Origin of the sequence: Flectobacillus sp. BAB-3569, from assembly GCF_002270355.1 — a bacterium.
Lineage (GTDB): Bacteria > Bacteroidota > Bacteroidia > Cytophagales > Spirosomataceae > Flectobacillus > Flectobacillus roseus.
In genome coordinates, this window is record NZ_NJFZ01000009.1 from 199,893 (window position 1) to 215,770 (window position 15,878).

Annotated in this window: 13 protein-coding genes; 3 read left to right on the plus strand and 10 right to left on the minus strand. The window is 36.9% G+C overall.

Going from position 1 to position 15,878, the window contains the following annotated elements; all coding sequences use genetic code 11:
- The first annotated feature begins 73 nt into the window (after nt 1-73).
- Together BWI92_RS10100 and BWI92_RS10105 are read left to right on the plus strand one after the other, a co-directional pair.
- A complete protein-coding gene (locus tag BWI92_RS10100) occupies nt 74-1,663 on the plus strand; it encodes a glycosyltransferase family 39 protein (RefSeq protein ID WP_095162749.1) in 1,590 nt (529 codons plus the stop codon).
- Between the two features lie 117 nt (nt 1,664-1,780).
- On the plus strand, nt 1,781-3,454 hold the full coding sequence (locus tag BWI92_RS10105; protein WP_095162752.1) for a hypothetical protein: 1,674 nt from the start codon (nt 1,781-1,783) through the stop codon (nt 3,452-3,454).
- Between the two features lie 119 nt (nt 3,455-3,573).
- Here the strand turns inward: BWI92_RS10105 and BWI92_RS10110 are convergent, their stop codons facing one another.
- The 7 genes from BWI92_RS10110 to BWI92_RS10140 all read right to left on the minus strand — a co-directional run bounded on the left by BWI92_RS10110 (nt 3,574) and on the right by BWI92_RS10140 (nt 10,555).
- Nucleotides 3,574-4,281, minus strand: a complete 708-nt coding sequence (locus BWI92_RS10110; RefSeq protein ID WP_095162754.1) for an SDR family oxidoreductase — start codon at nt 4,279-4,281, stop codon at nt 3,574-3,576.
- A gap of 104 nt (nt 4,282-4,385) precedes the next feature.
- On the minus strand, nt 4,386-5,642 hold the full coding sequence (locus tag BWI92_RS10115) for a serine hydrolase (RefSeq protein WP_095162756.1): 1,257 nt from the start codon (nt 5,640-5,642) through the stop codon (nt 4,386-4,388).
- A gap of 259 nt (nt 5,643-5,901) precedes the next feature.
- The gene (locus BWI92_RS10120) at nt 5,902-6,186 is read right to left on the minus strand and encodes a putative quinol monooxygenase (protein ID WP_095162758.1); all 285 of its coding nucleotides are present in this window, start codon (nt 6,184-6,186) and stop codon (nt 5,902-5,904) included.
- A 444-nt stretch (nt 6,187-6,630) separates the two neighbouring features.
- Complete coding sequence (locus BWI92_RS10125; RefSeq protein WP_217903398.1) at nt 6,631-7,116, minus strand: YchJ family protein; 486 nt, start codon at nt 7,114-7,116, stop codon at nt 6,631-6,633.
- A 177-nt stretch (nt 7,117-7,293) separates the two neighbouring features.
- Nucleotides 7,294-8,748: an APC family permease gene (locus BWI92_RS10130; RefSeq protein WP_095163353.1), complete on the minus strand. Its 1,455-nt coding sequence runs from the start codon at nt 8,746-8,748 to the stop codon at nt 7,294-7,296.
- Between the two features lie 161 nt (nt 8,749-8,909).
- The gene (locus tag BWI92_RS10135; protein WP_095162761.1) at nt 8,910-9,731 is read right to left on the minus strand and encodes a universal stress protein; all 822 of its coding nucleotides are present in this window, start codon (nt 9,729-9,731) and stop codon (nt 8,910-8,912) included.
- 71 nt (nt 9,732-9,802) lie between these two features.
- Entirely contained in the window at nt 9,803-10,555 is a 753-nt protein-coding gene (locus BWI92_RS10140) for a TIGR00730 family Rossman fold protein (RefSeq protein WP_095162763.1), read from the minus strand.
- Nucleotides 10,556-10,964: 409 nt separating this feature from the next.
- Here BWI92_RS10140 and BWI92_RS10145 point away from each other — a divergent pair, with 409 nt between their 5' ends.
- A complete protein-coding gene (locus BWI92_RS10145; RefSeq protein ID WP_095162765.1) occupies nt 10,965-11,546 on the plus strand; it encodes a murein L,D-transpeptidase catalytic domain family protein in 582 nt (193 codons plus the stop codon).
- 49 nt (nt 11,547-11,595) lie between these two features.
- Here BWI92_RS10145 and BWI92_RS10150 read toward each other — a convergent pair whose 3' ends face one another.
- The 3 genes from BWI92_RS10150 to BWI92_RS10160 form a co-directional block, all read right to left on the minus strand.
- Nucleotides 11,596-12,564, minus strand: a complete 969-nt coding sequence (locus BWI92_RS10150) for a YhcG family protein (RefSeq protein WP_095162767.1) — start codon at nt 12,562-12,564, stop codon at nt 11,596-11,598.
- Between the two features lie 279 nt (nt 12,565-12,843).
- The gene (locus tag BWI92_RS10155) at nt 12,844-14,346 is read right to left on the minus strand and encodes a L,D-transpeptidase family protein (protein WP_095162769.1); all 1,503 of its coding nucleotides are present in this window, start codon (nt 14,344-14,346) and stop codon (nt 12,844-12,846) included.
- 157 nt (nt 14,347-14,503) lie between these two features.
- Nucleotides 14,504-15,808: an amidohydrolase family protein gene (locus BWI92_RS10160; RefSeq protein ID WP_095163355.1), complete on the minus strand. Its 1,305-nt coding sequence runs from the start codon at nt 15,806-15,808 to the stop codon at nt 14,504-14,506.
- Nucleotides 15,809-15,878: the final 70 nt, after the last annotated feature.

Sequence of the window (15,878 nt, forward strand, 5' to 3'; positions counted from 1 at the left end):
TGGTTGAAAATTGCAACCTGTTTTAAAAAATTACCTTTACAAGTAAAACTCATTGACCTCAAAATAGAAATAAATGTCTAAGAATACTGCAAATATCGCCTTCCTATTCATTTTTGTTTTCGCAACAGTCCTACGCTTTTACCATATTAATAACTATGGAATTTTTGGTGATGAAAAGCAAGGAATCATGGTGGCCGTCGGAAATGTAAACATTGGCGGAAAAAAAGCCTTGATGGCTCCTGACAAAACCTTTACGCCGAGAGATTTCTGGCAGCCCAAAACCATTGCCGAATTGTTGGATGCCAACGCCCGTGGCGATACTAGTGGGAATGCAACCGTTCATTTAATTACAATGAATGTCTTTGGGCATTTGTTCGGGCACTCGGATGGTGCTTTAAGAAGCGTTTCGGCTATTTATAACTTACTCACCATTCTGTTTATCTTTTTGATTGGTCGCAATATTTTCAAGAATGATAAAATTGCTTTGATTGCAGCATTTTTGGCGGCTACCGAACCGTTTTATATTATTTTTAGTCAGCAAGCTCGCTTTTATACAACTTGTATTTTCTTCGGAACAATGGCGTCTTATTACTTTTTACAAATTATGGTAAATGGTAAAAGTTCCCTGAAATATTATGCTGCCTACACGGTTTCTATTATCCTAACTATATTTTCTAACTACCTCACTTTCACCGTATTCTTGGTGCATGGCTTGTATTGGCTCATAGCTGATCGCACGTGGTTGAAGCTTCGTAGTTTTATGATTTGTTATGGTATTATGGCTATTCCTTTCGGGCTTTGGATGACCAAAGGACCTGGGCAGTATGCACTTTTGTATATCAAGGATGCGACTAATTTGTACAATTCTATTCTGAAAAATCCTAAGCTTGCGGCTTCCTATCAAGGGTTTATAGATTTGGCTTCAGCCAAGAATCTATTTGTTCGCGGAACATCCATTGTGTCAGACTATTTTATTTTTACGAATGGTTGGTATGAAAAATTTGGTAATAAAATAGCATTCTTATTGGTTATAGGATTCTTATTGGTTGTAACATTTGTTGTTTTGCAAAAGGCAAAAAAGTCTGATTTTCAGTTATTTACATTTGTGGTGCTAATTGTATTTATTCCTTTTGTTTTCTCTGTAGTTTCTGCCTACAAAGCTGGTGTAATGACAGGATTTTATTTTAGATATACTAGTTTTGGTTTACCATTTGTGTCGATTTTGATGGCTTGGTTTTTAGTCAAAATGTTTGAAAACCATAAAATACTATTTACAGGCTTCGCTGTGGTGTTACTCATCCAGTTCTATTCTTTTGCCAAAATTATCAAGCATTTTTATGCTGATGGTCAACAAAAGTACACGAGTTCACGCAATCGTGGAGCGAATCCGTATATCATGGTAGCTGATAAAATCAAGTCGATGTATATGCCTGGCGACACCATTGTGTATCCTTCGGTTTATGCAAATGGTTTTAGTAAAGCCATTGATCGCCCAAAAGGCGAGTTCGATAATCATGATGCCCAGTTGGTCAACTTATATCTCCCTAAAGACGCAACCTATATCCAGCGAATTGCCTTTGAAGAAACAGATCGAGTTTTGCTAAGAAGAAATGGACAAACCATCGTATTGTTCAATTTTGAGGGTATGAAATACCGATACTAGATGTAATTATTGAATTGTGAATGATGAATTGTGGATTTTTAAATATTCACAATTCATCATTCACAATTCATCACTCATACTTAGAAAGCATTTTCAAAATATTAAAATTTATAGATAGTGAAAGAACAAAAAGTCCTGTCGAAATTTTGGTTTTGGGGTTTACTCATCTTACCCATTCTACTTTATTTCCTATTGATTGAGCTTTATGGAATGAATATTCCTTATGTGGATGACCACGGACTGAAGGGTTTTTTAGTAAAATTCCAAGATAGTAAAACTTGGACAGAAAAAATTACAGCCATTTTTGCCCAACATAACGAACACCGAATTGGACTTACTCGTATTTGGTTTTTGTTTGTTTATGGGATTTATGGAAGTATCAATTACAAATGGTTAATGTGGTTTGGTAATATCCTGTTAGTAGGTGTGTTGGGGATATATGCTGCTTATTTCAAGAAAAATAAAATTTCACTTTTATACTTTTTACCACTTCCTTGGATTCTACTGACCTCAATTAATCAGGAAAATACCTTTTGGGGAATGGCTTCTATACAAAATTTTGGAATTGTATTCCTAAGTCTTTGGGCATTTTGGGAATTAGAGGAGGAAAGGCTCATCAGTGCGCTAGTTTTGGTATCCATTGCAGTGTTTACTAGTGGCAATGGTTTTGTTACCTTAGCCATTATGTGTGGTTTTTTATTGTTGAAACAGCAGTGGAAAAACTTAGGAATCTTGGTTTTGTTGGGTGTCTTGCTTGCCTTCCTCTATTTCGCAACTTACCAAAAACCTCCAGCAACGCCTTCAGCAACTTTGGCAGACTTGAAAAAGGTACTTTTGGCTTTTGTCTCTTTTGCAGGAAGTGCCGCCGATGTCTCTCTTGATACTGCGATTTCGGTACGAACCATAAAAGCGATATTCTTGGGAGGGATATTACTCATTTTAGCATTGATTTGTGTTGTAAGAAATATTCCTTTTGATTTTAGATTGAAAAAATATTCTACTCCCAAAAACTGGCCTGTTTTTATTTTGGCAACGATATTGTTAATTGTATTGTCATCTTTTATGGTAGCATGGACAAGAGTTGTGGGGTATGGAATGCCAACCATTTTAACAAGCCGTTATAAGATTTACAGCCTTTTGTTTGTGATTACGATGTATGTTTGGCTGTTGCGAGTGCTAGAGGAAAAGCATCGTTGGCGTATGTTCTTGTTTGCGCTACCATTTTCAATTTTGACCTATTTCAATGGATTTTGGCAGAGCATTTCACAAATTGATTACCATTATAAAGGCTTGATTTGTAATATGTTCAATTGGACGTATGAAGATTTATCAGGAAAAACTAATAGTCCCACACAGTTTAGATACTATAATCCTGCGACAGTATTTGGTAGCCTAACGCCTATTTTGTTGACCAACGATTTTAGTCATGATCCACAAATCAAATTAGAAGAAGCAAAAGTGCAGGACGGCAATGTTGTGATTCGTGGGGTTGGCGATTTTCATTTTCCTTGGCTCGATCCTGACAATGGGGTATACTTGATTGCTAAATCAGACAAACGGGTTTATGTTTTCCCTCTTCGTTCGATCAAAGCTGGTGTAAGGTTACTGATAGGAGGGCATGCAGTTTTTGGTCCGTATTTCGAAAACCAAATTCCAACCTTTGAATTTGATGCAGGTACTTATAAACTAGCTATTTTGGCCGTTGAAGATACTCAAAAGCGTATTTTGAATACGCAACAAACAATCACTATTGAGGCAAATACCAGAAAAGCCGTGGAGACGAATTGGTAAATGGTGAATTGTGAATGACAAATTGTGAATCGTCCTTGCTTGAAACTTAGGGTATTTGATTTTAGACGAGGATATTTTTGATTTCTCAAAATTCACAATTCATCATTCACAACTCACAATTACTTCGGTGACGAAGGTCTTACTTCGATTTTACTTGGTAAAGTGCGTGCTGGAAGTTTGATGAGGTCTGCAACGATTAGACCAATATCTTCTGGTTGAATTTTCCACGCATCTTGTTCGTTTGGTTTGTGACCGTTGAAATAAGTTGCTACCGAACCTGGCATAATGGTCGTAACCTTGATGCCTTCGCTACGCACGTCCATCATAAGCGCCTGCGTAAATCCTACCAAACCAAATTTGCTGGCATTATAGGCTGTTCCTTTAGCAAAGAAATTGGTACCCGCCAAACTCGAAATAGAGATGAAATATCCTTGTGTCGCTTTAAGAGCCTCAAGCGTTGCTTTCGTAGTGAAAAATACGCCTGTCAAGTTAATATCAATCGTTTCGTTCCACTGTTCTTCGGTCAAGTCCTGAACAGGAGCAAAGTGACCCACGCCAGCATTGGCAACTACGTAGTCAATTCTTCCCCACTTTTCTAATACTTTTTCAACAGCAGCTTCTTGTGAGGCAAGGCTTCTTACATCTGACTCCAAGCCTAAGGCATAACCTTCTTTGATTTCGTTTAGTTTTGCAGCAGCTTCCTCAGCACCAGCCAACGAACGACTGGTGATAGCAACTTTGATACCTTCTTTGATTAATACCTCGGCGATTCCGTAGCCAATACCTTTCGAACCTCCTGTAATAAATGCAGTTTTGATTTCAGACATAATTTTTGTTGGGATATAGATTTTTGGGTAGCTTTTCGTAAAAAATCACTACCCAATAACCTTGTGTGATAACCGTTTTAGAACTGATATTTTGACAAAATAGTTTAGTCAATAATCGACTGATAGATCATTTGTTGTACCTGTTTTTCAATTCCTCCGTCTTTTTTCGGCCAAACTTGGAACATTACTACCAGTAATAAATCCTCTTTGGGGTCGATTGTATAGTGCGTGTAATACATACCGCCCCATTCGAAGGCTCCTTCCGAACTTGGTAAAGAAGCTTTTCCTTTTTGGGTATAAATTTCAAATCCTAGACCAAATTTATTGGTATTATCTCTGATATTGAGTTCGCCAATTTGGTTAGTCGTCATTAGCTCGACGGTCTTGCGACTCAATAAACGGGTATTGTTAAAAGTCCCACCATTCAAGAGCATTTGGCAAAGTTTGGCATAGTCCAAAGCCGTAGAAGTCAAACCCGCACCGCCAGAAAAGTATTTTCTTTCGCCCGAAATAGGATAATCAGTCCATTGCGAACGAGGTTTTGGAGTAATACCTTTTTCCTTTCCTATTTCTTCATAAACTGTCACCAGTCGATTTTTCTTGGCATCGTCAATATAAAAACCTGTATCATTCATGCCTAGTGGCTCGAATATTTTTTTCTTGAGAAATTGGTCAAATGGCATTCCTGAAATGACTTCTACAAAATAGCCCAAAACGTCGGTGTTGAGTCCATACGTGAATTTTTCGCCCGGCTCATGAAACTTAGGTAATGCTCCTAAACGGTTCATTGTTTCGGCAATCGTTTCATTTTGAGTAGAAAAATAATAAGGAATTTTCGCCTTTCCGTATAAAGCATTTTGATAAGGAATACCAGCCGTATGGCTCAATAAATGACGAATGGTAATTTCTTTTTTAGCAGGATGTGAGGTATAAGTACTATCCTGCGGATTGATTTGGTCAACGATTTGTCCATTTTTAAAAGCAGGAATATATTTAGAAATAGGGTCGTCCAAACTAAATAGACCTTCTTCATAAAGCATCATGACCGCCACCGAAGTAGCCGCTTTGGTCATAGACATGATACGAAAAATATCATCCGTTTTTTGAGCTTTTTTTGTTTCAATATCATTCATTCCATAGGCTTTATGTAATACCAATTGCCCATGACGAGCAGCTAATACTACTGCTCCAGGAATACGCTTTTCAGCGATTTTACGATTGAGTAATTGCTCTATTCTATTCAGTCGCTCGGTTGACATTCCCACTTTTTCGGGAGCTATTCCTGAGGTAAATTGTTGGGGTTTTTGAGCAAAAGCGGTTATGGTAAAGAGAAATAGGTAAAAAAAGAAGAGCTTTTTCATGTTATAGTATCGAGAGATTAAGTTAGTGCGCAAAATAGAATTTAATTTTTGTGTTTAATGCTTTCAGGTATCGGCTTTCGGCGGTGGGCTTTGGGAAAAGCATGTCTTTCGTTATTAAAAACAATTTGAAACTCTTTGCCTAGTGCCTGTTGCCTAATGCCTCGACACATAGCATAGATCTTATTTTGCATGATTGCTTATGTGTTTGATTTAGTGAGAGGTAAGTAGGTCAAAGAGAAAAATCTCTTTGACCACTGAATTATAATTTTGTAGCTAAAATTAGCTCGGCTGGACCTGCCAAAAACTCTCCAGAAGTTTTGCCAAATTCCACTAAATGGGTATTTTTCAGGTGTTTATCTAAATGCTCTTGACTTTCCCAGTTTTCATAAAAATAGAAAATCCTAGCATCTTCGTTAGATTGGTGCAATACATAATCAATACATCCTTCCTCTGCAACAGTAGGAGGAATCAGTCCTAATAAAGCTTGTTTTGCAATTTCTTCTTTACCTGCTTGTGCAGTAATTTTTGCGATAACGGTTAACATACGTTGGTTTGTTTTTTAAGTAAAATGATATTACTAGGTTTTCGGCAATCAGCTATGGGCATTCGGCAATAAATTTTCCATTATTTCCTCAGAAACATGTTAAACTTTTAGCTGACGGGACGGCATAAAACTTATTACGGATAAAATCAGATTGGATACTGGTGTGAAATTCAAGTAATTAGTGTTTTGTATTTGTTTTTTACAAAATTAAGTTTGTCAATTACACAAAAGTGTTCTGTCTTTTTACTAGGAGCTTTTCAGAAACCAATCTTTTTCTTTAGCTCCATAGGAGCGACAGTTTGGTAGTAAAGAATCTTTTTCCTATACCAATATAGAGCACCGTAGGTGCGACAGACTTCAAGATAATCTGCTTTCTGTCGCACCTACGGCGCTTTTACAAAGGAAAATAATATAAGCTTACTAAATCTAAATCAGCACTACTTCCTACTTCCCACAGCATTTTTTGTATTTCTTTCCACTTCCACAAGGACAAGGGGCGTTTCGGTCAATTTTTTGATTAGCTGGCGGTTGGAATTTTCCTGAGACATAATACCAGCGATTTTGCTCTTTTATAAAACTTGAATATTCGTAATGCGTACGAGCAACCCCGTCAGCATCTTTAAATGAAGCTCTAAATTCAACTTCGCCTTGAGTATCAGTTTCTTTCCCATTCTTAGTAGAAAGTACTTGAAGTTGAGTCCATTCATTTTCAGTAGCCCATTCACGAATTGATGAAGGATCAAAATCACTTCTTCGGCTCGGATAGGTAGTTTCAACTAGATAATCAACTTTGATTTTGCTGTAGGCTGTGTATCGCGAGCGCATCAATTGTTCTGCGGTTGAGGCAAATTCTTTTCCCTCGATAAAAGGCTCACAACATTCTTGAAATGATTTTTTAGAGCCGCAAGGGCATAATTCGGCTATTGACATTGGGGCAATGGGAATATGTTCTGTTTATACACAAAGATAGTATCCCTCGAGGTTTTATGGCTAAGGAGAATGATGTTTTTAGCATTACCAAAAACGCCATAGATATCACAAAGCACAGAATCAACTGTATTTTGTCATATCTACGGCGTTTTTATTTTCTTTGAAAAGATTTTTAATCTACTCTTCTGTATTCTTTTCCATCTTTTTCCAAATATAGAAAACAGGAATTCCTAATGCCACAATTCCTACGCCTGCCCAAGAAGGAATAGGCTTGTAAATCAACAAGTTGATGCATAGTCCTGCTGCAAAAATCAAGTATATCGCAGGAATCAAGGGGTAACCAAAAGCTTTGTATGGACGTGGAGTATCTGGTTGTTTTTTTCTGAGAATAAATACACCGCCAATAGTCAAGATATAAAATACCAAAATCGAGAATACGGTATAGTCTAATAGGTCTCCATAAGTGCCTGATAAGCATAATAATGATGCCCAAACACCTTGAATAATCAATGAAAATCCTGGCACGCCATTCTTATTGATTTCACCTGCTTTTTTGAAGAATAAGCCATTTTTTGCCATGGCGTAATATACGCGAGCACCTGAAAGGATAATACCATTGTTACAACCAAAGGTTGAAATCATGATAAATACTGCCATGATAATAGCCGCAGGATTACCAAAAATCATTTCGGCAGCTGCCGTACCTACACGGTCGTTGGTAGCAAACATAATACCTCTCGAAAGTGTGTCAGGAGCATTTGGATGACCTTGCACTGGTAGCAACATTAGATAAGCTACATTGGCCAAAATATATAAAGCACTTACCGTCAACGTTCCATATAGCAAAGAGAGCGGAATATCTCTTTTGGGATTTTTCATTTCGCCAGCGATATAAGTAACATTGTTCCATGCCGAAGATGAAAATAACGGACCAATCAATGCTAAGCCCACAGCCGACCAAAGACCGATACCCGAAAGGTATTCATAATCCATGATTTTGCCTTTTTCCCAAATAATTTTAACAGGACTCCAGAAGTCGATGGCATTGATAGCCCACACGCCTTTGTCTGGATTGAGTCCGACTATTATACCTACAACGGCCAAGCCAAGCAAGGCGCCGATTTTAGTTACAGTGAAAATGAGTTGAACGATTTTAGCATTCTTAACACCTTTGAGATTGATAAAGGTAAGAAAAGCAATAAGCGCAATGGCTAAGAATTGTTGTGTGCTAAAGAATCCTAAGAAAGGCTGGTCGTTGATGAGGTCGGGTAGGAGTACGCCAGTATATTTGGCAAAAGCAACTGCTACGGCTGCAATCGTACCAGTTTCGATAACCAAAAAGGTAGTCCAACCAAACAAGAAACCTACCAAAGGGTTATATGCCTCACGGAGGTAGACATATTGTCCGCCAGCGTTGGGCATCATACCTGCGAGTTCGCCATACGATAGGGCAGATATGAGCGTGATAATACCCGTAATAATCCAAGTAAGGAGGAGGTATCCCGGCGAACCAAGGTTGCGAGTTACATCTGCTGAAACGATGAAAATTCCCGAACCAATCATAGAGCCAATCACAATCATACTGGCATCTAGCAATCCAATTTCTTTCTTTAGTTGTTGATTTTTTTCCATACTCAAAGAAAAGAAAAAACCTTCAACCAAACAAGAGGGCTTGTACCGACAAAACGTATAGTTAGGTGTCTTATTCGACAAAATAAAAGCTCATTCCGACAAAAATGCCAAAATGAGCTATAGATTTTATATGAACAAAGTAAGGAAATGCAAAAAATGAATTATTTGGGTAATACTAGCAAAGGCATATTAAAGTCCTGAATAAAATGCTTCGTTACGCTAGTATGAAAAAGATTGTCGAAGAAAGCTCGATCTTTCATGGCCAACACCAGTAAGTCTCCTTGATTTTTTTGTAGATAATTTTCGATACCTTCTATGGCGTTGCTTCCCAAAGTAATATGACTTTCGATATTTTCATTTTCAAAAAAAGTCAATAACCAATCTCCTAAGGTTTCGTCATCTGCCAAGTTCGGTTCTTCTACATCGTGAATATGAAGGATATTAGTTTTTGCTTTAAAACGGTCTGCTATATCGACGATATTTCTAACAATTTTGACTTCGTTGTTGGTATAGTCAGAGGCATAAATAATATTCTTCATGTCTTGAATATCGGCAGTATCTGGAATAACAAAAACTGGACAAATTGAATTTTTCACAACCTGATAGGTATTACTTCCCATGATGTTGCTCCAAATATCTTTGGCACCTCTGGTACCCATCACGATAAAATCGGCTTTTACTTGCTCTGATACTTGCTCAATAACCTCAGAAATAACGCCATAGATACTCAAAAGCTTTACTTCATTTTTGAACTCAGCCAGACACTGATTTTTGAGTATGGCTAATTGTTTATCCGAAGCTTTTTGTGCTTCATAAATCTCCTGTTCGATTTGCGAAGGGGATTCATAAGGCAAAGATCCAGTGAGATTAAATACATGCAATAACACCAAGTCAAGATTGAGGTTTTGAGCCACAGTACTAGCAAATACAAGTGCTTTTTTTGCAGTATCACTAAAGTCGGTAGGTACAATAACTGATTTCATAGAGTTTGTTGTTTTGTTGATACAAATTTGGCAAGAATTTCATGGTCTATGAATGAGGCTCGTTAGGAGCGTTACTGTTTAAGGTCATTGTTTTTTATGCGATTAACTCTTTTTTCAAGCAGTAGTCCCCAAGGTGTTAGGTGTTTGTAGTTATTCAAGCCGAAAGCTTCTACTGCATTTTTATGAATATGTTGTTGAGCTTCCTCCAAAGAATCTGTAATTAAAAAAAGAGAAAGATCCTCTGCTGAGATAGTTCCAGCTTTTTCCATTGCTACAAGTTGTTCGTAGAGTTTTTGATAAAATTCTTTGCCAAATAAAACAATCGGAAAAGGACTCATTTTACGAGTTTGGATCAACGTTATTGCTTCAAACATTTCGTCGAGCGTTCCAAAACCTCCTGGCATGACGATAAAACAATACGAATACTTACTTAAAAGAACCTTTCGAACAAAGAAAAAATCAAACTCGACAACCTTATCGAGATAAGGATTTGGGGCTTGTTCGTGAGGCAAAATAATATTACAGCCTACCGACAAACCACCTGCTTCTTTAGCTCCTCTATTGGCTGCCTCCATAATACCGCCACCTCCGCCAGTCATGACGGTAAAGCCCATGTTGGCTAACATTACGCCAATTTTACGAGCTTGTTCATAAAATACAGTACCCTCTTGCAGACGAGCAGAGCCAAATACAGTAGCGCATGGACCTACAAAATGCAGTACCCGAAAGCCTCTAATAAACTCGGTGAGTACTTTCAATACATATTTCAACTCATGCCAACGTGAGTTTTTGTGGGTCATAAAATGGTGTTCAGATTTTGACATGGGATTGTTTTTTGTTAGTGAAATAGCCTAATGAGGGGTTAGGGTTCAGGTATCAGAGTTTAGTTTTTTTAATAGCCTTCAATCAAAAATATCTTAATCTCTCAAGCTTGTTCTTGATGGGCGTCAATAGTTAAGTTGATTTATATCATTAAGGGAAGAAAAACTTTGATTATTATAGATGAAAAGTAGTGTGTAACCGTTATGGAAGGTAGTATTGATTTAATCTTTTGATACTAATTACTGGAAAAAAAGAGAAAAGGTATTTAGACTTTTTCAATGAATGTTTAAAAACAGTTTTAAACTGTTAAAAAATGAGTCCAAGACTAAGTCTTGAACTAGTAACTTCAATTTTGTCCAGTAATCAGCTTTTCATAATCAAACTGGTAATAATTGCCTAAATGGCACACTCATGAATATTTTCTTATTAATATCTTTACTTTTTTCTACAGAAAAAGTCGATGCCAAAAGGGATGAAACTCCTTTTTTACTTCCTAAAATGGTAGCCGAAAAACTGCAACAAATGCAAAAATCTGATACTAGATTTCGGGGAAAGAAAATAGCCTGTATGGTCGATTTTTCACAGCCTTCTTTCGAGAAAAGATTGTATGTGATTGATTTACAAAAACAAGTGTGTTTGATGAATACGTGGGTGGCTCACGGAAAAGGTTCAGGCAGAAATGCAATGGCTGAGTATTTCTCGAATGATTCGGGAAGTTTGTGTTCGAGTTTGGGTGTATTCGAGCCAATTGGTCAATTTTATGGAAAGCATGGGTTAAGTATTCGACTCAAAGGATTAGATAAAGGAGTCAACGATAATGCGGTTGATAGAGGAATTATCGTGCATGCTGCTGATTATATTTCTGAAAAGAATGCAAGTTTTTACAAGCGTCAAGGCAATTCGTTTGGTTGTTTTGCCGTCATGCCATCAATGATTGAACCTTTGGTAAAATTAGTCAATCAGCCAAACGCAGTGATTATGGCTTTTAAATGAAAAATTGAGAGTAATGAAGCTAAAGTTTTAATTATAGCTTATTCTTCTATTATTTTTTCAACTCTTCTACCTTTGGCAGATACAATAAGTATTTACTTGCAAATATCTGTTTGTTATCTTTTGGTAGTGTGATTTCTACCATGGCATCTTTCTTGTCTTTGCACAAAATGATTCCTATGGTAGGTAATTCATCTTCTGTCTTAACAAATCGATCGTAATAATTTACATACATTTGCATTTGACCTAAATCCTGATGTTTCAATTTCCCAATTTTTAAATCAATTAGAACAAAACATCGCAAAAGTCGATTATAAAAGACTAAATCTACTCGAAAGTGCTCTTCATCAAATGTAAATCGTACTTGCCTTCCAACAAAAGTGAATCCCTTCCCGAGTTCAAGTAAAAAATGCTCTAGACGGTCTATTATTGCTTGCTCAAGTTGTGTTTCAGAATAATTGGACTGTTCCTTTAAATTTAGAAACTCTAAAATATATGGGTCTTTTAAGGTCTCCAAAGGGTTAGTGACATTTCGTTCTACCGAACGGTCTTGGTTATTAACGTTCTTCGAAATCATTAAACGATGGTATACAGCAGAGTTAATTTGCCTTTCTAATGTCCTAACGCTCCATGAGTTTTGTTCAGCTTCTTTTTGATAATAAGCTCGTTCATTTTCATCCTCTATACGCATTAAGTGTATGTAATGTGTCCAGCTTAAGTTTTGCGAAATCGGTGATTTCGCATTCTTGAAAGTAATATAAAATTTACGAATTAGCTCAAGGTTTCTTTTAGAATAGCCCTTGCCAAATTCAATAGTTAATCTTTCAGATAGCTCTGAAAGAATAAAGGTTCCGTAGTCTGCATAGCTTTTCCCTTTTTGCTCTTGTTCAACAATTTGTTTTCCCAATTCAAAATAGGTATAAACCATAACGGAGTTAACTTGCTTTAGTAAAGTATCTTGAGCTTTACGTAAAAGCAACCTAATATTCTCAAAAAAAAGATTATCTAATTTTGTATCCATCTTCAATGTGAAAAGCTAAAGTGACTTAAAACTCTATCCTCGTAGAAATGAAAATTATGTATTTGGAGTAGTGATCTTGTACTAAAGTAAGTTAAGCTCATTTTAAGAGTAGGTACATCACACAGGGGCAAATATAAGTAAATGTTAGTGTTTATCACGGCTTATTTATATTTGGATGGAATAGTAATCGGAATTTATTTTGGGTGAATATATATGCCTAGTCCAAGACTAAGTCTCGAACCAATGTTTAGACTTGCAAATAATGAAATAAAACTTCCTCTACCTCACTTTCTGATAAACGTCTGAGTAAAAAATCAAATCGCCTTTTTCATTAATTCCAGAACACAAATAGCTAATCAATAGCGGTACATTAGGTTGAACTTGAAAGTAAATAGGCTTTAAATCTGGCTCATATTGCTGGGCAACTAGCTTTTGAATCAATGAAGAATTACCTATTAGTTTCTCAGCTAATTCTGTTGGTTTTTCTAAACGAATACAACCGTGACTCAACCAACGACTACCTTTCTGGAAAAGCTTTTTGGCATTGGTATCGTGCAAGTATACCGTAAATGGGTTATCAAAATCAAATTTTACAATGCCTAAAGAATTATCACATCCTGCCACTTGTCGTAATTTATAAGGAAAGTTTTTGGCATTAAAGCTCGACCAAGGAAGTGTTGTTTCATCAATCACATTCCATTTTTGGTCAAGCACTTGTATGCTGTTATTGCTCAAATAATTGACATCTTTTTGGATTTGGGGCAACATTTCTTTGATAGTAATGCTCGACGGAACAAACCAATAAGGGAAGAAAATACATTGCTTAATCGTACTTATCAAACTAGGAGTGGGTGTTTTGGGATTGCCAACAATCACACGCATTGATAAGGTTTTAGTTTGTGCTTCAATCATCGAAAACTCAGCAGAAGGGATATTGACCCATAAATAAGTTGGGAATTTCCATGCATTCAAGAAACGAATATAATTGAGGTCGTACTTAAGTAGGTTCAGTAGTTGTAATTTGCCTAAGTTTAAGGCTTTAAGGGTGTTTGTTCCTAGTTTTCCATCTGATTCCAAGTTGAATTTTTCTTGAAACTGTTTCAGCGCTTCGGTCAAAATGATCTCGCTATCATAAGTGCTCAGCGACTCTATACATTGCCAAAAGACTAACTTTTGCTGAAGACCCTTATTTTCTACAAAGGTTTTTGACAAGTTTGTAGGAATAAATAAACTATCAGGTGCATTTAGTAATTGTTGGTAGACTTCTAAAGTCTTCTTGTAATGTTGACTTGATACCTGATATTTCTCAAGAAGCTTGGCAAAAGACCCATATTTGATATTTTGATGAAGGATTTGAGGAGTGTTTATTGACCGATTTTGGTATTCGATTCCATTAAAAGCTAATGTTTTTGGTTTGCATCCAAACGTAAAATCGCTGAAATAGGTTAGCATTGCATGAGTACACAACAACTCATATTCAAGCTGGTTGATGTTTGGTTGAATAAGATAGTCGAAGTGATAGTCTTGTGGATTGAGACCATATTGTGTGGCTTTGCGTAGCTCCTCTATAAAACTTTCTTGAAATGCTTTATTTTCATGCCAAATAGGTTGGAAGTTATTGTCTTTATAAAAAGCCTGTAACTCCGAGGGTTCAGTAATGCTGAGTTGTTTGGCAAAAACAGGATCTTCACATAATTGCTTTAATAGACTTTCAATGTTTTCTTGCGCAAAGGTGGTTGCCGAAACAAGAAGTAATATAATTGAGAAATAGACCTTTTTCATAAAATAAATAGCTTGTTGTGGAAGACTTTTACAAAGGTCGCTTGGAAAGGAGAGGAGTAAACTGAGTAGTTCAGGTAGAAAAAATGATAATTATCATTCATCAAAAAAGCCATCCCCGAAGGAATGGCTTTTATACTATTAGCAGATGATACAGCGCTTATTTTGTTCCGTATTTTTCTGAATACTTTTTGTACAAACGTTTTTGTTTGTCATCCAAGTCGATTTTCTTTCCTTGAATAAATGCGTGTTCTACTTTTGCCGAACGCATATCTAACAAATCACCTTGTGACACTACCAAAGTAGCTTGTTTACCAACTTCCAAAGAGCCTACATATTTGTCGATACCCAAGATTTTAGCGTTGTTGATTGTTACCAATTTCAAAGCATCGTCTTTTGACATACCGTGTCCAGCTACTGTACCAGCCAAGAAAGGCAAGTTACGTGTACGCCAGTGCATACCAATATAGGCCAAACCAACAGTTACGCCTTTTTGAGCCAATAGTTGAGGCAATTTGTAAGGTAAATCTGTGTCATCGTCAATGCTATTTGGCAAGCGATGCGTACCTGATACAATCACAGGAACGTTGTTATCACGCAAGAAATCTGCTGCCAAAAGAGACTCTTCACCACCGATAATTACGATGCTTTTTACCCCTTTTGATTTAGCAAACTGAACTGCTTCGATGATTTCTTTACCATAATCAGCCGAGATGTACAATTTTTTAGTTCCGTCAAAAAGACCTTTCATTGCCTCCAATTTTACATTGATAGGATTAGGGTTTTTGATTTGTCCATAAGCTGTCGCATCGTCAAACAACTGTGCCAATTCACGGATTTGCTCTTCTTTCTTATCGTTTTTCTTTGTTGTAGAAGAAAACGTTTCGAAGTTAAATTCACGTTTGAAATAGCCTACCCAGTTAAGGTGAATACCATCATCTTTCTTCAAAACGGCATCTTCCCAGTTCCAGCCATCTAAGTTCATGATAGAAGACATACCCGAGATAATTTCACCTACTGGCGTAACTTGAGTAATCAAAACACCGTTACCACGAACCGTTGGAATTAATTCTGAGTCAGTGTTATAAGCAATCAAAGCACGAACGTGAGGGTTGATTGCACCTACTTCTTGTTGGTCGACTGTAGCACGAACCGCTTCGATTTCTACCAAACCTAGTTGGTTGGCAGGAGCAATCAAGCCAGGGAAAACGTGTTTTCCTGTTACGTCGATGGTTTCGGTACCAGTTTTATCATAAGTTGTTCCTGCAGGACCAACTTTAGTGATAACTCCTTTATCAAAAACAATTACACCATTTTCAATCACAGGACCTGCTGCCGTGTGAATAGTGGCACCCGTCAAAGCAATAGGCTTAGACTGAGGGGTAGCTGCCGCTTGGTTTTGAGCGAAGGTCGTCTTCATACCCAAAAACAAAGCTAGCGTATATAATAATGCTGATTTTTTCATTTTGTAATAAAATTTTAAGTCATGAAAAATGTCTGAACTTGACATTTTATCTTAAAACATGTACTGAATT